Source organism: Paenibacillus sp. FSL R5-0914, from assembly GCF_038004525.1.
Lineage (GTDB): Bacteria > Bacillota > Bacilli > Paenibacillales > Paenibacillaceae > Paenibacillus_AQ.
Genome location: NZ_JBBORH010000003.1, coordinates 83724 through 103105 on the forward strand (window position 1 = coordinate 83724; position 19382 = coordinate 103105).

16 protein-coding genes are annotated in these 19382 nt (G+C 45.8%); 10 read left to right on the top strand and 6 right to left on the bottom strand.

What is annotated here, in order from left to right:
• Nucleotides 1–24: 24 nt before the first annotated feature.
• Nucleotides 25–1440, bottom strand: a complete 1416-nt coding sequence (locus tag MKX60_RS23740) for an ATP-binding protein (RefSeq protein ID WP_341061189.1) — start codon at nt 1438–1440, stop codon at nt 25–27.
• A complete protein-coding gene (locus tag MKX60_RS23745) occupies nt 1428–2108 on the bottom strand; it encodes a response regulator transcription factor (protein ID WP_042193322.1) in 681 nt (226 codons plus the stop codon). The genes MKX60_RS23740 and MKX60_RS23745 overlap by 13 nt, the downstream gene beginning before the upstream one ends.
• 149 nt (nt 2109–2257) lie before the next feature.
• On the opposite strand from MKX60_RS23745, the gene MKX60_RS23750 reads away from it, so the two are divergent.
• The 5 genes from MKX60_RS23750 to MKX60_RS23770 all read left to right on the top strand — a co-directional run bounded on the left by MKX60_RS23750 (nt 2258) and on the right by MKX60_RS23770 (nt 5328).
• Nucleotides 2258–2971: a YceI family protein gene (locus MKX60_RS23750; RefSeq protein ID WP_341061190.1), complete on the top strand. Its 714-nt coding sequence runs from the start codon at nt 2258–2260 to the stop codon at nt 2969–2971.
• A gap of 165 nt (nt 2972–3136) precedes the next feature.
• Nucleotides 3137–3532 (top strand): 8-oxo-dGTP diphosphatase MutT, encoded by a 396-nt coding sequence (mutT, locus tag MKX60_RS23755; RefSeq protein WP_076283854.1) that lies wholly within the window; start codon nt 3137–3139, stop codon nt 3530–3532.
• A gap of 37 nt (nt 3533–3569) precedes the next feature.
• Nucleotides 3570–3896, top strand: coding sequence for a nucleoside triphosphate pyrophosphohydrolase (locus MKX60_RS23760; protein ID WP_076299111.1), 327 nt, complete (start codon nt 3570–3572; stop codon nt 3894–3896).
• Between the two features lie 34 nt (nt 3897–3930).
• A complete protein-coding gene (locus tag MKX60_RS23765) occupies nt 3931–4284 on the top strand; it encodes a DUF1648 domain-containing protein (protein ID WP_076283856.1) in 354 nt (117 codons plus the stop codon).
• A 45-nt stretch (nt 4285–4329) separates the two neighbouring features.
• The gene (locus MKX60_RS23770) at nt 4330–5328 is read left to right on the top strand and encodes a Gfo/Idh/MocA family protein (RefSeq protein WP_371916545.1); all 999 of its coding nucleotides are present in this window, start codon (nt 4330–4332) and stop codon (nt 5326–5328) included.
• An 84-nt stretch (nt 5329–5412) separates the two neighbouring features.
• Here MKX60_RS23770 and wrbA read toward each other — a convergent pair whose 3' ends face one another.
• Nucleotides 5413–6054: an NAD(P)H:quinone oxidoreductase type IV gene (gene wrbA, locus MKX60_RS23775; RefSeq protein ID WP_341061191.1), complete on the bottom strand. Its 642-nt coding sequence runs from the start codon at nt 6052–6054 to the stop codon at nt 5413–5415.
• Nucleotides 6055–6207: 153 nt separating this feature from the next.
• On the opposite strand from wrbA, the gene MKX60_RS23780 reads away from it, so the two are divergent.
• The gene (locus MKX60_RS23780; RefSeq protein ID WP_076299113.1) at nt 6208–6690 is read left to right on the top strand and encodes a GyrI-like domain-containing protein; all 483 of its coding nucleotides are present in this window, start codon (nt 6208–6210) and stop codon (nt 6688–6690) included.
• Nucleotides 6691–7630: 940 nt separating this feature from the next.
• Nucleotides 7631–8197, top strand: a complete 567-nt coding sequence (locus MKX60_RS23785) for a pyridoxamine 5'-phosphate oxidase family protein (protein WP_341061192.1) — start codon at nt 7631–7633, stop codon at nt 8195–8197.
• Nucleotides 8198–8280: 83 nt separating this feature from the next.
• On the opposite strand, the gene MKX60_RS23790 is transcribed toward MKX60_RS23785, so the two are convergent.
• The 3 genes from MKX60_RS23790 to MKX60_RS23800 form a co-directional block, all read right to left on the bottom strand.
• On the bottom strand, nt 8281–10059 hold the full coding sequence (locus MKX60_RS23790) for a hypothetical protein (RefSeq protein WP_341061193.1): 1779 nt from the start codon (nt 10057–10059) through the stop codon (nt 8281–8283).
• Nucleotides 10060–10171: 112 nt separating this feature from the next.
• Nucleotides 10172–11098, bottom strand: coding sequence for a hypothetical protein (locus tag MKX60_RS23795; protein WP_341061194.1), 927 nt, complete (start codon nt 11096–11098; stop codon nt 10172–10174).
• The gene (locus MKX60_RS23800; protein ID WP_156113055.1) at nt 11091–11261 is read right to left on the bottom strand and encodes a hypothetical protein; all 171 of its coding nucleotides are present in this window, start codon (nt 11259–11261) and stop codon (nt 11091–11093) included. Before MKX60_RS23800 ends, MKX60_RS23795 begins: the two co-directional genes overlap by 8 nt.
• Nucleotides 11262–11448: 187 nt before the next feature.
• Between MKX60_RS23800 and MKX60_RS23805 the strand changes: the two genes are divergently transcribed.
• From MKX60_RS23805 to MKX60_RS23815, 3 genes are all read left to right on the top strand, one after another.
• Nucleotides 11449–13266, top strand: coding sequence for a vWA domain-containing protein (locus MKX60_RS23805; RefSeq protein ID WP_341061195.1), 1818 nt, complete (start codon nt 11449–11451; stop codon nt 13264–13266).
• Between the two features lie 61 nt (nt 13267–13327).
• Complete coding sequence (locus tag MKX60_RS23810; protein WP_341061197.1) at nt 13328–16717, top strand: tubulin-like doman-containing protein; 3390 nt, start codon at nt 13328–13330, stop codon at nt 16715–16717.
• A gap of 4 nt (nt 16718–16721) precedes the next feature.
• Nucleotides 16722–19124 carry a transcription initiation factor TFIID gene (locus MKX60_RS23815; RefSeq protein ID WP_341061199.1) on the top strand — a complete coding sequence of 801 codons (2403 nt, stop codon included), beginning with the start codon at nt 16722–16724 and terminating at the stop codon, nt 19122–19124.
• The last annotated feature ends 258 nt before the right edge of the window (nt 19125–19382 follow it).

A 19382-nucleotide genomic window follows, 5' to 3' on the forward strand; every position in this document is an offset into this window, starting at 1 on the left:
TGACGATGGCCCGCAGACTATTTTTTAGTGATCAAGCGGCAGAGACAGCACGAAGGTACAGCCTTCCTGGGAGTGCTTCTCAAGCACAAGGCTTCCGTTCATAGATTCGGCTAAAAGACGACTGAAGGTGAGACCGAGTCCCAGACCACGTAGTGTGCTCTGTTTGTCGCTACCTCGGAAAAAAGCCTCGAAGACATGCTCACTATGATTCGATGAGATGCCCAGCCCATTATCCTGAACACGAATCTCCGCCATGCCATGACCTTGCTGTTCAAGCAGCTCTACTGTAAGCTGCACCATTCGGTCTGGGGCCTTGGCTTGTACACTGTTATTAAGTAAATTGACGATGATTTGTTGGATACGTAGCGGGTCCCCACACAAAAATAAGGGAGTTCTTGGCATATGGAGCATAGGCTCTGCAACTTCATCCGCTTGTGTCAGCTTCCATTGATACACGATTTCAGATAACAGTGGCACGGCATCCAGTCGATCGTGACGGACAGAGACGATTCCTGCAGTCAGTGCGTTGTAATCCAGAAGATCGGCAACCATCCGTTGCAATCGTCCAGCTTCCTGCAAAGCAATATCTAGAAATTCCACAGCTTCATCGTCTTCGACAACCCCTTCACGAACGGCATGGATTAGGCCTTTAATAGAGGTTACTGGTGTCTTTAGTTCATGGGATACACCGGCTAACATAACCGCACGGGACTGCTCAAATTGTTGTAACTTGCCTGCCATCTCTTCAAAAGACAACATCAGTTCATGGATTTCTCGTTCTTTGGCGTCCTTATCCAGAACGATATCATAACGGCCATGGCTGATTTGAGCGGCTGCTTTGGCTACTTTCTGGATCGGTTTTGCCAGTTTACGGGACAAGAGGTAAATGGTTAGCCAACTTAATATGATTAGAAATAGCAACAGAACGGAGAAAAAAATGATCTCCTCCTGCGGAATATGCCGCAGCGATTTCTTGGATTGAAGGACAATCACCTGTCCCAGCGTTTTGCCATCCGATTGTATGGACGCTACTGCAGCTTTGAACTCCGGACTGCGAGAGTCGTTAAGGCTATCATTAAGTTTATGCCTCATCTCATCTTCAGTTAGTGGTGGCATAGAGAACAGCATCTGATCTTGCTGATCCGTAATGATTACACACATTTCTACGGTTAACTTGAAGAATCGTTTTCGGTCTTCAATGAGCATTCCAAGATTTTGGCTGATCTCTATTGAACCCTCACGATTTACGCTCCGGTCGGCAATCTCCTGTGCTAATAATCCAGTAGTCTGCATCCGGTTACTCATAGCTTCTTGTTGGATCCACCAGAACGTCGTTAGTGAAGTTAGCAGGAGGCCAACACTAATGATGAGCAGGTAACGAATCGTCCAATAGGAGAGAATCGAAGTACGTTTGGGGCTGCTTTTCTTTAGGTTGTCCATAATTGATATCCTGTCCCTCTCAGGGTACGGATTTCCCCCTCATCTACTGGCCAATGCGACAGCGCTTGGCGAAGTCTTTTGATAGACAAGTCCACGGCCCGGTCACTTCCTTCGTAATCCATCTCCCAGACATGTTCTATTAATTGCTCGCGAGTACATATTTGATTAGGTCTTTCAGCCAGAAATAACATGACCGACATATCGCGTGGACTAAGACTCAGCTCAACCCCGTTTAAAAAGACAGCTCGTGCAGTAAAGTCGATAAACAAACTGCCATAATGCCGTTTGCGGCTGCCATCGGACCACTGCGAAGGACGGCGTAATACAGCATTCACCCGTGCCACCACTTCCTCAGGAATAAAGGGCTTAGACATATAATCATCCGCACCACCGTCGAGACCGGCTAGTCGGTCATTGATCCCGTCCCTTGCGGTGAGCATGATCACGGGACAGCTGCTTTTTTCACGGATCAGCTTTAGCAGTTCAAAGCCGTCCATGTTTGGCAGCATGATGTCGAGTAATACTAATGAGGGAGGTGTTATAGCAAAAGACTCCAGCGCAGCACGTCCGTCGGCTACACGGGTGACATGGAAGCCTGCTTTTTTCAGATAGGCACTGAGGACCCTGGAGATAGCTTCCTCATCTTCAACAATTAGAATGGATCTCATCATGTGGTGGTCCTCCAATCTATAAAATTACGACAAGTTTAACACATCATAGCTCGCTCTGCTCTGACTTCTTCCCGACTTATTGCTTTGTTAGAATGAGGGACGAGCTTGAAAATATACAGAGTATTTGGAATATTGGAGGGAACAGGATGAAGAGAAAAAGAATAGCCTTGATCGCGGCCGGAGTCATTATCGTAGGAGTAGTCACAGGTTATACATTGCTGGATAAATCGCTGGGCAATAATGTACAGATCGAGTCCGTGATTCCAGGGCAAGCCACAACAGCCGGTAATGGAGAAAGCACGACTAACACTGGAGCACCAGCAGGAGCGACGGTCACAGCCGACCAATTAAACGGTGATTGGACGGTTACGGATGCTTCTAAAGTATATTGGTCAGTAACCACCTCTAAAGAAACAGTAAACTTCGTGGATAACAAAGTTCAAGGTACCTGGAAAGTTAATATAGAAGATTCTACTTCGATGGTTGGAGAAGGGTCAGTAGATATGAGCGCTCTGGACTCTGGTAATGGTCAAAGAGATGAGCATGTAAAAGGGGAAGACTTTCTAGCCGTTACGGAATTTCCACAATCTACGTTTGTCGTTAAATCATTCTCGGAGCTGCCAACGGAATGGACCGAAGGAGCCACTGTGCCGGTTGAAATGCAAGGAGCGCTTACAGTGAAGGGTGTAGAAAAGGATGTTACCTTCCAGTCTCAAGCAGCGTACAGTGGTGGACAGCTGATGCTGTCGGGTACAACAACAGTGGCTTTTTCTGATTTTGGCTTAAGCAATCCACACACCGTTGTGCTGGATACGGAGAACAATCTTGAGGTTCGATTAGAGCTTGTATTGACGAAATAGCAGTCTTTCCGTAAAGAAGACTTTGCTGTGAATTTATAGAGAAACTGTACGGAAGAGACTTTCCCGGGCCTAATAGCTTTTGGGAGAGTCTCTTTGGTTTGGAATGAAATGTATGTTTTAATAGAAGTATCTGTCTAATAAAAAGCAATAAAGGAGGTGTTCCTTGTGATCCAGGTGGCGGCAGCGATTATACATAATGAAGAAGGACAGATTCTTATTGCTCGGCGCAGGCAAGGTAAATCTCAGGCAGGTCTGTGGGAATTTCCTGGCGGCAAAATAGAGCAGGATGAAAGCATCGCAGATTGTCTGCAAAGAGAGCTTCAGGAGGAGATGGGGATAACAATCCTTCCCTATGAAAGCTTTGGCGTGAACGAGCACAACTATGGAAGTGTCGAGATCAGACTGTTTGCTTGGAAAGCCCGATATCTGGGAGGTGTAATTGAACTTGTCGATCACGATGAATATAGGTGGGTGTTTCCAACTACACTCGGTCAGTTCACTTTTGCTCCTGCAGATATTCCTTTTGTAGTACGGCTAATGGTGGGGTCAGATCAAGTGTGAAGGCAGTCTGAACATCAAGTAGAAGGGAAGAACTTAAGTGCCCGTATATGAAAAGCTAGTGCGTGACGGAATTCCCAACCTGATAGCTTCTCAAGGTAAAGACTTTAAAACAAGAATATTAGAGTCCAAAGAATACATAACTGAACTACGTAAAAAATTGAAAGAAGAGTCGGAGGAGTATTTTCGGGCAGTGAGTAATGAAGAAGCTCTAGAGGAGCTTGCCGACATGCTGGAAGTAATTCAAGCGCTGGCGGAGACCCATGGAAGTAATAGCGCAGAGCTGGAGGAGCTTCGTGCGGAGAAAGCTGAAAGTCGTGGTGGATTTAAGGAACGGATATTTTTAATTGAAGTGGAAGGAGAATAACTAGAGATTATTGTTCCGTATAAGGAGGTTATTAATGTTGTCCAAAACCAAACTGATGATGATCTTAAGCGGTGTGGTAGCCTTAATTCCTGTAGCTATTTATTTATTCCTATATTCCAAAATGCCTGATAGGGTCCCGATCCATTACGATGGGAACATGGCTGATAGATTTGTAAGTAAGTCTAGTCTGGAGGTTATTTTGCAAAGCGGGCTTGGATGTTTGGGATTTATAATCATGAAATTCCTGCAGTTCCTTTTGCAAAAAGCGTTTATTCAGAGTTCTAACGAGCATTCAGCGGCTTTGAGCAGGATCTGGAATATTGCTATTTTGGTGGTGACGGTGGTGTTTGCTGGCATCAGTTCCTATACATTTATTAGAATGGTCTGATAGAATTAAAAGAGACTTAGCAGAAGGATTAGGAGGAACATGCATATGAAAATGGATAACGCTTACAAGGTAAGATGGGGAATTCTCAGTACAGGCTGGATTGCCCATCAGTTTGTTACTGATTTAGCTCACGCCAGCAATGGCGTGGCATATGCCGTGGGTTCGCGTTCACAGGAAAGTGCAGATAAATTCGCGAGGGATCATGGAGTACCACATGCTTATGCTACTTATGAGGAATTGGTAAATGACCCGAATGTAGACGCGGTATATATTGGAACGCCCCATCCTTTTCACAAAGAAAATGCATTATTGGCGCTACGTGCAGGCAAAGCTGTCCTATGTGAGAAGCCTTTTACCGTGAATAGCGGAGAACTAGAAGAAGTGGTGGCCTACGCTAGAGATCATAAGCTGTTCCTGATGGAGGCCATGTGGAGTCGTTACATCCCGGCGATTGTGAAGGTTAGAGAATGGATCGCCGAGGGTAGAATCGGTGAAGTTCGCTTGGTGAAGGCAGACTTAGGATTTCGCACCGACTGGAATCCGGAAAGCAGATTGCTGAATCCGAAGCTGGGCGGAGGCGCGCTGCTGGATGTTGGGATTTATCCGGTTTCTTTTGCCTCGATGGTGTTTGGACCTCATCCTGAATCTATCTCCAGTACGGTGCATATTGGTGAGACTGGAGTGGACGAGCATTTCTCTATGCTGCTGAATTATGGCAATGGAAAAACCGCTTCGTTGAACGGTGGTATTCGTCTTAATACGCTGGAGGAAGCGCATGTGTTTGGAACAGAGGGCCGTATAATTGTTGAAGGGACGTTAGTGAACCCGAAATCTGCTTCGCTTTATATAGGGGATGAGAAGGTAGAGAGCTTTGTGGATGATCGAGCTTCTATTGGATATTGTTTTGAAGCAGAGGAAGTAGGACGTTGTCTACAAGCAGGGCTAACAGAAAGCCCAGTTATGTCACTGGATGAATCGTTAGCGATTCTGAAACTGCTGGATCAAATACGTGCGCAGTGGGGTCTTAAGTATCCTGGAGAGTAAATAAAATAAACAACACCCCTCGGTTTTACACGCTACTTAGGTAGCTCCGAGGGGTGTTTGCTATATAAAACGATAGGTGGAAGTCTAGTTCTGATTATTGGCGTTTTTACTTTTGCCTGCTTGGACCCAGCCGGCCACTTCAACGGTGCGCTTCGTTTGATGAAAAACAGCATCACGGATCCGATCCTGCTCTTCGATCATTTTACCGTCTCCATCTACACTGACGCTTGTTCCGTACGGGTTGCCTCCCGCTCCAAATGTGACGGGATCTGTGTAACCTGGTGCTGCGACAATCGCTCCCCAGTGATACATCGATGTGTAGAGTGCCAAGATCGTTGCTTCCTGTCCTCCATGTGGATTCTGTGCTGAGCTCATGGCGCTGACGACTTTGTTTACGGTGAGTCCTTTGCCCCAAATCCCTCCGGTTGTATCAATGAACTGCTTCATTTGAGAAGCGATGTTACCGTAACGGGTTGGAGAACTGAAAATAATCGCATCGGCCTCCACAATATCATCAGGTGTTGCAACAGGGATATCTTTTGTCTTCTCAGCCAGAGCCTTCATGGCCGGATTGGCCGCAATTTTATCCTCGGGAACCAGCTCTTGCACCTTCAGCAGTTTTACCTCAGCTCCCGCTTTTTCGGCGCTTTCCGCGGCCCATTGTGCTAGCTGGTAGTTAGTTCCTGTGGCACTGTAGTAGATGACGGCTAATTTAATTTTTGACATGCTGGAGTCATTCCCTTCGAGTATAGTTCCATACTATTAATTACCCCATTGATGCTTTTATAACCCAAATTGATAATTCTGCTCTAACTGGACAGACAGATGTCCACTTCCTTTGTGTATACTGAACTCAATTACAGGAAATGAGGGAGAATAATGAATACTTATTTTGCACAAAAACCGAAGATGACATTGGCTGGGGTTAGCATACGTACGACAAATGAAGTAGAAATGGGTCCCGATGGGGGCTTATCGCGGCTGTGGGAAACGTATTTTCAGAGTAATATTGCGGGGCAGATGGATACGGTTAAGCCTGAGTATATCTATGCCTTGTATACAGATTATGAGAGTGATGCGTCAGGAGCTTATACCGTTGTGATTGGGCATGAAGTGGCTGGGGAGAGACATTTAGCGGATAGCGGTATTGTGAGTGCGGCTGTTCCGGAGAGCAAGTATATGGTTTTTACGACGAAAAAAGGTCCGGTATTTGAAGTAGTCTCGCAAGCGTGGGGGGAGATTTGGGCTTATTTTAAGGCATCTACAGAGGCAAGAACTTACACGGGCGATTTTGAAATTTATGATTCGCGGAATTTTGATCCTGCTAACACGCAGGTTGAGATTTATATTGCGATTGAGTAGATCGGGTGAAAGATATTTTAGCTAAAAGAAATGTTTCGTGGGGATATGGGGGCTGCCGAGAGGCAGTTCCTTTTTTCGCGGTTGAGCTGAATCCCTTGGGTGAGGGTGAAGGGTTACTCAACGATTAAAACGAATATATATCAATAGAAGGAATGAGTAAATACGCTTCATATTTAAATGCGGATGTGTCGTTAACCAGTAAACGGTAAAAATTTCGTACCATTCGCTGTGTTAGGCCAAAGTGGTGCAACAGAACGTTGAAAATCTCCCACATTAGCTGCGTCTAGCCGAAGTAGCAATTTTCAAGGGCAGAAATGCCCTACATTTACCCTAAAGAGCCCAAAAAGCAAGAAAGAGGAGTAAAAATACCCTACATTTGCCGCAAAGAGCCCAAAAAGCAAGAAAGAGGGGTAAAAGTACCCTACATTTGCCGCAAAGAGCCCAAAAAGCAAGAAAGAGGGGTAAAAACACCCTTCATTTACCCTAATGAGCCAAATTAGCGAGAAAGAAGGGTAAAAACACCCTACATTTGCCCCAAAGAGCCCAAATAGCGAGAAAGAAGAGTAAAAACACCCTACATTTGCCCCAAAGAGCTCAAAAAGCAAGAAAGAGGGGTAAAAATACCCTACATTTACCCTAAAGAGCTCAAATAGCGAGAAAGAGGGGTAAAAATACCCTACATTTACCCTAATGATGATCCAAACCGTTTGGGAGGAGATGGAGCAAGTGGAGTGTAAATGAAATAACTTGTTGAGTGAGTAAAGTGGATGAGTTTTGATGGAGTGAAGTAGCTGTTTGAGTTGGTTAAGTGGATGAGCTTTGATGGAGTTGAACTAAGGAAGTGTAGCTGAAGTAGCTGGTTTAGTTTATATGTTCGATGGAGCATGACAGTCCCACCCAACAAATCACACACAAACCAAAACGAAACGGAGAACACCAAATGGGAAAACAATTCACGGCTATATTACCTGCACATCAGGAGTTTATTCTTCGGCAGCATCTTTTTTTCGTAGGGTCAGCGCCGCTTTCTGAAGAGGGGCATGTTAATCTTTCACCTAAAGGTCATGATTGCTTGCGGATTTTGTCTCCTAATCAGGTGGCTTATCTCGATATGACCGGTAGTGGCAATGAGACGAGCGCACATCTGCTGGAAAATGGAAGAGTGACGGTTATGTTTTGTGCGTTTGAAGGACCGCCGAACATTCTGAGAATGTATGGAACAGGGACAGTAATCCTGCCTGGTTCATCAGAATGGGAAGAACTGTACCCTATTTTTACACCTCAGCCTGGAGCTAGACAGATCATTTTAATTGATGTTCATAAGGTACAGACTTCCTGCGGATTTTCGGTCCCATTCATGAGTTATGATGGTGAGCGAGATACGTTACAACGTTGGTCTATCCAAAAGGGCGAAGCAGGTCTGAAAGAATATAGACAAGAGAAGAACACCACAAGTATAGACGGGCTACCGACACCCCTTGGCCAAAAAACTAAGCGGACATGGTGATCCTAGGTTCATGTATATATAAAGTTTCTCATTCGTCACGATGAGCGTTCTCACAATTCGACTAAGCAGTTATCTCATATATTCTACTGTCCAAAACTCATACTACCCACGGATTCCACCACAAACACAGGCACATATTGCTCTCCCATGTCCGTTCCAACAAGCTGATAACCGTTCTGATATTGACCACTAACTAACGCGTTACCTGTAACGGAACCCAAGTCTCCTTGAAGCAAAATATAAACCCCATTCGAGTAAGCCAGCATATTACCGAAGTTATCTGCGACGATTTCACAGTGAAAAGATACCTTTTCAAAAGGATGAAGCGCTACATCGGAAGCTGAAATTACCGCATACTCCTGAACAATCTCAGCAAATTGATAGCTGCCAGCTACTTTTCGATAACGTGCCGTCTGTCCAACGACACCGTCTCCGAGATCCGCGTTAGATACGAGTAAGGAGTCATCGGACTGCAGTTCGTAGCTATCTCCAGACACTGAAAACAACTGCGAAATACCATCTGATTTCATTTCATATGCTGTAAAAAGGGTACGTCCACCTTCGACCTCAGATTCAGCCAGAACCACGGGGGCACCAGAACCTGAAGAGGCAGCAAGCTGGTCATTAAAAGTTAGACTGCGCAGACTCTCGAATTTTAGTAAACTATTTCCAGTTAAAGTAATGACACTTTCGTCGCTATTCATTGCTGCATAATAGAGGACACCATTGCTATCCGTTCCAGCCACAATAACCTTCTTATCGTCTAGTCCCTTGCTGGAGATGACGTTCCCATATCTGCCTTGCTCTTCACCGCCCGGGAGAAGGCGCACAGGCTCGGCAATATTCCAAGCCAATCTTGTAGCGGCAATGATTGAAGAAGTATCCTCTAACGGAGCAAGATCACTGTATAGCTGAATAGCTTCAGCATATTGACCTTTACTGGTCATGCGCTTGGCATTTTTAAGTAGTTTAGCTTTACTAGTATCTACTAAGGTTAGTACTTTGGATGAAGTAATCCCTGCCGATCCTGCAAAATTACGATAAGCAACAGCATGCCCAGCAAAGGCGGTGATGTTATCGCTCTCTAGATCTTTGTTCAGGATGATCTTTCCGCTACTTTCTGCCTGCCCAAGTACCCATGGCGCTTCGTAACTATGCTGGCTGTAAGCATTCATCATGGAGAGGGTGCTCTCCAGCATGCCTGTAAAGTTTCCTGTGCCTGCTAAGGCTTTTAGTTTAGCTGTATCATGATTTTTGAACTTGGAGGCTAGCAACTCCTCCTTGGATGCAGGGCTTCCGTAATAAGCATCGGGAATCTGCAACAGATTCCATTTAAAAGTGTCTTCTTTACTCGTGTTTCCATCTTGGCTCTGAGCAAGTTCGGTAAGAAACTGCTCCTTAAATTCTCGGAAGTAGGTTGTGAACCGGTCAGAAATGCCTGAATCGGTCGATAACTGGCGATAATAGGATTCATAAGGACCACCGGGCTTCATATATGTAGCTTTTAAGCTGAGGAGAGTATCATAACTTTTCATAAATCCGGTGAAATCTTTAGTCGCAGCTTGTGCTTTAGCGGAAGATACCAAGGCCTTCAAACCTTGGCGGATGGCCGTGATTGGTGACAGCTCATCAAGTCGCTTCGCAACCTTTTCTTCCATATAAAGAATGGAATGGTTTGCCGCCGCTAGGCGATACTGATTCTCTGCACTTATCAGATCGCCAGCAGCATAGAGACGGTCAGCTTCCTTGGTTATTTGTATTTTGTCGGCGATGAGAAAAACCTTCTGTCCAAGCATCACAAACATACTTATACACAAAATGATCATAAAGTTTCGCAGGGTTATTAATGGTTTGAACGTCATATAGAGTAGCCTCTTTTTTCAAAATATAAGAAAGCATAGTTTCACATCATTCTTTATTCTTATATTTCACCGAGAAACAATTATGCCGTTTCTTCCTGAAATATAAGAATGTCTATTGAACTTCGGGGTCCCAGCGGTATTTGGCTTCACGAATATCCGCTACTCTTTGGTCCAAGCCATTCCACGGCTCATGGGGATTAGCAGCAATGAGTTTGGATAACCGCATAAAGCGGTCTTTAGGTAGATCTTGCACGTATCGGCCGATCATACTGGAGTAGAGCAGGGCATAACGCTTCATTCTTACTGCAGCTCCGGCAACTCCCGTAAGGATGGTCATACCATTATTCATATGACGAATTTCTACTTCATAGTTCTTTACGTATCGTAGTGTACGATCTTTGATCAGATCAGGACGGACCTTAGCGATCTCGCCGATATATTCGGCTAGGAGCGGCTCGAAATCCTTAAGAAGAAGCTGCTCCAGTTCTAAATCCATATCCTTGCGAAGCAAAAATCCATGCAGCAAGGCGATACGCTGCCGTGCGATCCGGTCACCACGAAGCAGGATGGAGAGTTCGCGCAGCTTCTCGTAGGCAAGCACATCATCCTCACGGAGTACGGAGACAGCCTCCTGACGGTTGATCTCCAGTCCCTCTTTGATGATGCCAATCCCTCGGCCAAGCAGCTCGTTAAGAGAACGAAGATTCTCGTTCTGCCGTGCTTTTCGCTGCGTATAGTACAATAGTCCAGCGAGGAGAATCCCTCCGGCACCGCATAACATCATCTGCTCTATGCTATTCCCAAAATAGACGGAGGCTAGTGTAAGCAGTAAGATGAGTAGGAGGCGCGTATGCATTTTTCTTCCTGCAATGGATGTAGCTTGCTTCTCTACCGTAATAAGTGAGTCTTTACCGCATTTGGTGCATCGATCTTCACCGAGAGCAGTGTATTGTCCGCAGTGGCGACAAATACGAAGCTTGTCATAAGCGTAACGAGGAGCCTTGAAAGGGCGAAAGGTAACAGGTCTTTTCTTATTCACGGCCTTTATCGCCTCCGTTCAAAGCGGCCAGTAGGCGGTCATTAATATCATCTCGAGTTAGTGGTTTACGTTGGCGTGCAGCATAGATGGAAATCTGAATTACGACAATTAGGAACGTAATCCCAAGAATGACGTATGAAATCATGGAACAGTCCTTTCTCATAGACGCCTCGCAGTCTGGATGGCTCATAGAATGATCACTCTATGCATCATTGCTACTTTGGTCCGGCGGTCCTAAAGTTGAAGTTTACAAGGTTTAATTATATCATAATGGCATACTATTTACAGATTTTAGCGACAGTGCTGAACCTGTCATATGTGCCTAATATAACACAAGAGGAGCCCTATTTATGCTTCGTAAATATCAAAGTAACAGAACAACTAAGACACTTATTCAACGTATCTTCCCGGCATTACTGCTGGCGCTATGTCTTGCTGCCTCACCTTTTGCAGCGGTTCAGGCCTATGCGGCAACGTCGGCGCAATCTCACATTGATGCGGTGCTTCTTATCGATGTCAGCAACTCCATGAAGACTAGTGACAAGAACAAAGTCGCGAACGAAGCGATGAAAATGTTCATAGATATGCTATCCACCCAAGGTGATAAAGTAGGTATTGTTGCCTATACCGACAAAGTGCAGCGGGAGAAGGCCCTGCTGGAAATTAATTCAGAGACAGATAAACAGGATTTGAAGGATTTTATTGATGGACTGGACCGTGGAGCTTATACCGACATTGCTGTCGGTGTGGAAGAAGCTGTGAAGGTGCTCCAGAATGGTAGCGATCCGAAACATGAGCCAATCATCGTGATGCTAGCTGATGGCAATAACGATTTCAACAAATCAACAGGCCGGACGCAAAGCGAATCGGATAAAGAACTGAACGCCGCTGTGGAGGTTGCCAAGAAGAATGGCTATCCCATTTATACGATTGGGCTTAATGCAGACGGCAAGCTGAATAAACAGAAACTCGCTGATCTGTCCACTGAGACAGGTGGTAAAGCATTTTCGACGGACTCCGCAGATGATCTTCCGCAAATACTTAGTGAAATTTTTGCTAGTCATCTGAAGCTAAAGGTAGTACCTGTGCAGTCGATCACTGCAAATGGGGATTATCAGGATGTGACTGTCAACGTGCCTAACGGCAGTGTTTTGGAAGCCAATATCTCAATTATGTCGTCACAGCCTGTGACCGCGAAGCTAACTGATCCTTCAGGAAATGCTGTCGCCATCCCGTCCAAGGATGTTGTGCTGTCGAAGTCTTCTACTTATAGCTTGATCAAGCTGTTGTCACCGCAAGAAGGAGATTGGAAGCTTCAGGTCAAAGGTGTGCCAAAGGATAAAATTGATATTAATCTAGTTTTCAACTACGATTTGGAGCTTAAGATCGATGCGTTGCCATCAGCAACCTATAAAAAAGGTGATAAAATTGATATTACCTCTCACCTGTTCAGCAATGGTACTCAGGTAACGCTCAGTAATTTGTATCAAGATATGAAGGCGGTACTGCTTGCTACAGATATCGATACAGGTGATGTACAGGAAATCGAACTGGATAACTCCGGGGATGTTTTTAAGGGCACCTTCGAGGTAAAAGAAAGCCATGACTATGAGCTGAAGGTTCGTGCAGAGGAAAGCAGTTTCTATCGTGAAAGTGCTCCTGTAAAAATCAGCGCGAAGGCAGGTGGCGCTGCAACTACCAGTCCTTCGACAGGAACGGGCAAAGAAGAACCTCTGAAAGAAGCTTCATCCAATACCTTGTATTACATTATTGGTGGTATTCTTCTGGTGTTGGCAGCCGCTGCCGCATGGTATGTGCTGAATAAGAAATCGGCACGTGGTTTTGTTGGACAGCTGGTAATTGAGGTTAAAGACGGCAATACGGGTGAGAAGACCTACCCACAATATAAGAAACTTGCTGGATTCAGAGGCAAGTTCACCCTTCATCAGCTGCTGCAATTAGCGCCTGAGCTCAAGGAAAGCGAGAGCATTATTTTCACACCAGCTAAGAATGACCGATTGCTGTTACGCAGTGGAGAAGGTATTACTGTAGAGAGATCCGGACGTGCTGCGGATGCCACGCGTGGTCTTGAGCTGAAGAGTGGTGACCGCGTTTCAGTGTCCCTGCACACGGTAGATAAGACGATTTATCTCGAATATTTAGTATAGAAGTGGTTTTGCAAGAAATCTGAAGTACAGCTTCCGCAAAACTTTTAGGAGGATAAAGCATATGAAACCAGTAGTAAGAGAGCATATACAGCAATTGGATGTATCACTAGGCGGCGGGATTGTCAGCGATAAAATCAGGGTGGATACGATTGATAATCCGATCCTGATTATTGGACTAGGCGGCACGGGCATTGATGCCCTGCTGCGTCTTAAATATCAGATTAACCGCCGCTTTAAGCTGCCGGAGGATCCGATATCCAAGAAGAAACGGGACAAGCCGGATAATGTAGAGTTTCTAGCTTTTGAGACGAACGAACAGGATCGAGGAAAGAAATACAAAGGGATTGGACTCGATCCTCAGAATGAATTTGTTCTGCTGGCGAATGCTGAAATCGGCGGATTGCTGCAGAACCGCAGTATTCTTGACTCGTACATTACGGACTGGTTGTCACCCGAGCTGAGTATCACAGATGGTATGAATGGTGCTGCTGGTGTACGGCAGGCTGGACGTCTGCTCTTGTTCACCAAGATTAATCAGGTTGTAGGCGCGATTGATAAGAAGATTAAGACCTTATCCGTAGGCACTAACAAAAAGCTGATGGTCTTTCTACTGACAGGTCTGTCGGGCGGTACAGGTAGTGGAGCTTTCCTCGATATTGCCTATATCGTACGCGGTATTATTGAACGTGATTATGGATCAGCCGGGATTGACCGTGTGAACACACTAGGTTATCTATTTACACCGGACGTGAATTTGTCTAACAAAAGTTTAAGCGAGCACACGCGTGAATATATTCGCAAGAACGGTTATGCGGCGCTTAAAGAGCTGGATTACTGGATGAATGTGGACAGCCGTGGCGAGCGATTCCAACAGCAATACGGAAATATTTTGACGGTAAATTCACCGTTGGCTCCATTTAATCTATGCCATTTGATCTCTGCAACGAATACCGAAGGTAAACTGCTAGAGAATGCGTATGATTACTGTATGAATGTAACAGCTGAGAACATCACGAACTTTATGGCGAGTGAAGAAAAAGCGTCCGGTGAAGAATTCGCCATCCATGACTATATCAGTAATATCCGCACCAATATTGCGCAGATGAATAAGACTTATCCAGCTAACTATGAGTACAACATTATCGGTGCCTCGTCTGCCGTGCTTCCGATTGAGGAAATGACGACTTATCTGGCCTTCCGTTTGTTTGATAAAATGGAAAAAATGTTCCAGCAGGCGCCTGGTCAAGAGGATGTAGAGAAATTCGCACGTAAGCTTGGGATTGATCTCGACAGTATGATTAAAACCTTTGAATCCCGAGTGCCTGAGCCATTGCCAGGTTACGAGAACAGCGAACGCCTGAGTCATGCCAATGTAGTCAAGAATCAAGTGGTAAGTATGGATACAGAGCTGGAGCAGAACTTCCTGGCTCGTGCCCGTGAGGAATATATTAAATCGAAAAAGCAGCTGCCTGGCGAAATTGTAGGACGTTTCAGTGAAGAGCTGGAGCGCATCTTCCTGCACCCAGAGCAAGGGCCGTTCTACGTTTCCCGCCTGCTGTATACCGAGAAGGGCTTCTGTATTTTGAAGCTGATTCAGTCTTATATTGAGGCTTTACGTGAAAGCTTGCTGCGTCTGCCACGCGATATTGAGACGGCGCAGGACAGTGCGGATGAGAAGCTGAGCGATGCACGCAGTGCTTTTGTATCCAAAGAGAAGAAGAAAAATGCCTATATTGACGCTAAAATCAATGAGTATTGGCTGCATGCCGATGTAGAACGTACTGAGCAAATGATTCAATTTTATGAGGACTTATACGAGCTCTTAAACGATGAAAACAGCCGGATTTATGGTGTGTTTACGGAGATTCTTAGTGCGCTTAGCTCGATTTTTGCCAAGAATGGGGACATTCTTATCAATGGTGAAGAGCAAGCGGATTATAAAGGAAACAAAACTTATTATTGGAACATTGTTAATGTGCCGGATATTTCGGCGACGATCTCCAAAATCATGGATCAGAAGGACGGCGACGACTTGATTCGCGACTTCACCCGTGAAATGCTGAAGCATTCCGGACGCTGGGTTAAGGAACAGGAGATTGATATCGTTCGCTCGATTTCAGAGTTCCTTAGTGATAAGTTCGGGGATCTGATCACCCGTTCGATGGAAGATTTCCTTGTGATGAAATTCGGCCATGAAGAGCCGCTGGATAAGTTCGTAGAGCGGATTATTGCCGGTAAATTGGACGAAGAGGCTGTGCCTACCTTCCACCTTAGTAACAGCTCGGGCAGCTTGCATTTCCCATCATGGGGCTTCGTTTCCGTACCTGTTAAAGCACCTGGCATCCTGAAAGGGATTCGTAATTATCAGAATAATGCGCTTGGAAAATCACAATTTACAATCAAAGAAAGCCAAGTGAAAAACCGTATTTTCTGGCTTAACACCCGCAACGGTGTGCCACTCTTCGTATACACGCCGCTGCGGGTGTTTGAAGAGAACTATGAGCGGACCATTCTCGATAAGGAAGGGATCGGCCGCCATCTGGTGATGACGGATAAGAACAACTGGACGTATCTGCCTTCTCCGATTCCGGAAAAATCATGGGGTGACACCTACGTCAATTCTCGTGTACGTGATTATAACGCACGTGTGCGTGCAGACTTTGCAAAGGCGTTGGCAAGCGGAGTGATCATCGAAAAAGGTGTAGACGAGAACACAAGCAACAGATACTCTGTTGTGTTCACAAAACCATTTGATATGGATGCTCTATTGAGTGGATTTGATATGCAGTTAAATTCTTCACGTCCGAATCTCGGAGAAGTGAAGAAGGCGGCTGATGAACTTAAGAATCTGCGCGAGAAGGGCTTGGAACGCGAAGGCATTAAAGATATTTTTGGCAGCATCAACAAAGATATGGCACAGGAGAATCTAATTCGTTCACCGCAACTGATTTCTCGTGTTCGTGTTGAGCTAGCCAAATATGCTGAACTGACTGCAAAAGCAACGGAGCTTGAAGGGCTGCTCCATCAATATCTGGACGAAGACAAGTGGATGGACCAATTCATCGAGGCGTTGTATACGGACAGCATTATCAAGAAAGGCGCACTCTACGTTTATGATCGTGATGAAGAAGAGGACGCTTGGGAGCCGTTTGCCAACTTGATGAAAGAACGTAGCTACGTGGAATATGCCGTGTACCGTCATTTCCGAGAGCTGGATGAGAAGAGCCGCAGCGTTCTGCTGCGTAAGGCAGCTCGTCGTGCGAGTGAAATGACTGCCGCTGAAGACGTAACCCCATTGCTCTATAAGCTGGAAGGGCTGTATGTATCCTTCCTTGAAGCACGTGACAGCTTGGAGTATGAACGGGTAGAGTATGAGAGCGGCGATGAGATGTATAGTTTCTACAAGAGTATGACTAGCAAACTCGGCAGCATCCGCAGAAAGTTGAAATAGGCCTATGATCAAAACACTGGCATTATCTTATGGTGAACAATATGCGGTACAGGAAGAGGCACAGCGCAGTAAAGGGGATGGACGCAGCAGCATCCATTACCCTGCCCTGTTTCTGTTCGTAGGCGACAAGGTTGCTCCGGCCATCGGTCCGGTGCTGGATAGCTGCGAACGAAAATGGGATAACGCCGGCGGTGTTATGGCATTACATGCTGTGTCAGGCACGAAGAGTGAGGACACAGACAGAAGTAAGAAGGGCTCTGATGCAGGAGGAAAAGACCGGGTGCTGGCCATGGCCTTGCCGGATATGGCAGGGTCAGATCCACGCACTGTGCGTCATGAACTTTACCGCAAGTTTCATGAGGATACACTTTATCTTGCTGAAATGAATAAAGTTATTCGGCGGCTGAGCAACAGTATAGCGGATTATGGACGCCTATATTCATCTTTTGACGTGATCCATCTCTCTATCATTACGCGGGTCGATGACCCGCTTAATGTATTGTTGCCAGAAATTACACTGCTGGCTCGAGCAATACTCAGCCAGTCTTTCAAGTCGGTACAGACGGATCTCTACGCTTTAATCAATGAGCGGGAGCAAGGGGATAATTTTGGATATTCCAGCTCAGTAGGGCTGGCTTTTCTGCGTGAATTGGACAGAATGCAAGCTACGGACTATACGTTTAATGCACCGCTGCTTGTAACCGAGGATGGTCTGTCGATTCCAGTGAGCCATGGTCCTTCCGCTTTATTTGACCTTGTGTATCTGCTCTCCGATAAGAATGAGCGCGGCATGATGTCGGCTCACGGTATGGATGATAACTATGAGATCATCTCCCATATTAGTCTACTTAAGAACCGTGTCCGCCCGACCTCTGATCAGGCAACCGGACACGGTGGCTATAACAATATGACCTTCAAAAGCGGTATCAGAGGTAGCACAGGAAGACAGGGCTACGCCTCCGCAGGCTTTTCTGGCGTGAGAAGACCTAATGTCCAAATTGCCTTGGCCGTGCTGTATCACGCCTTCCGGCGTCTTGCAGCGGATATGCGTGAGGGTAGTCCATGGACTATGCGCGAGCGTCAATCTCTATTAGGGCTGGATCCTGATCGTTTGCGGGAGCATAGGGCGCAGCTAGTCCCGGAGAAAGACGGCCTCAGTGAAATGACGGGGCTAATGAGCCATGGACGTCCGTCCTACAATGAGCTGAAGCAGTTGTCACTTCGTGAAGCTGAACAGCAGCTGTTCGGTGATGGGGGCGAAGCTTATTTCCGTAATAATTTTGTCGCAGAGTCTAACCGGAGAGTAGAAGGTATTCATCCTCTTCGTGGATGGCGCACCCTATTGACGGCACAGGAAACAGCTACGCCAGCAGTAACATTCTATCAGCTTGCGGAGTGGACAGCTGATCGTGATGAGGGTGGCAGTGTGCTGCATGCTTTGCGTCAGCATATGACAGGATTGCGTTCAGCACTTGTCTCCGCGCAGGATGAGCTTGAGGATCTTTATGCGGAAAGTGTGGAGCGCCAACCGTTCCAGCGTGTGCCGCTTTTTGACAAACGAACGGTACGCAACTTCATTCATTACTTATTCTCTGCGGTATATGGCAAAAAATATGAGCTATTATGTATGGAAAGTGAGCTTGCGCTGTGCAGTCGTTTGGAATCTGCGCTTGAGCAGCTTCACGTGGAATGTGTGGCCCGTGTGAAAGCTATGGAGACGCTCGAAGAAGAGTTACGTATTACTGTGATGGACAGCATTGGGCGAACGAACGAAACCACTGGCCAGAACGTGATGGAATACTATCGAGTTGTCACAGAAGAAGAAATGAAAGAGATCGAGACCCGGCGTGGGCCAGGAATATTCTTTAGTGACAAGTACATGGGTAGCATTTCTAAGCTTTTAGAGCAAGGCAAAGAAGCAGTAGCGGAGCGTTTGATTGGCATTTGTCAGCGGGAAATATTAACGGCTGATCCGTTTGCTCTTTCTTTCGAAGAAGAATTGCTGCGGCGTGCAAATGTTGCGGCTGCTTATGAGAACCGTCAGGTTCTATCCAAGGAAGAGTTGTTCAAGCGTCTGTACCATAATCTGGAGGATAGCGCGACGATCAATGTTCGTCTGTTCGAATACACGCAAGAGCATCGTCATGAGGAAAAATATTTCTTCGGAGACAGCACATCTGAATTCCTGCGCTATGCATTTGGTGTGGATGAGACGACCCGCATTTATCGCTTAGGCTTTGTGCATGAACAGCGCAGGAGCGGAGTAGAGAAGTTAAATCTGATGGGTGGTTTCCATTTAGAAGACCTGCTCTATTACCGTAATGGTAAGGTTTATTATGAAACCTATGCTCAGAATGGCTATCAGCTTCATGGGGTGAGTGAAGAGCAGCTTCCCGAGATGCGCTGATGGCGTAATAGATGGGTACCCTCACTTTGAGTCTCTTTATTGCACTTTGTGCAATAGATTCATCGGATATAACCTTTAATTAGAGTTCTGTTGTATTTGATACAATAGATTTAAGTAGATTTCTGGAATAGGGACATTTCTCCTTATTTCCAATGCACATTATGCAATAGAATAGAAATAGCTGTTTCTTTAATTCCATTCTATTGCACAAAGTGCAATCTGGGGGATGATTACACATCCGGGCAGCCCGTTAATCGG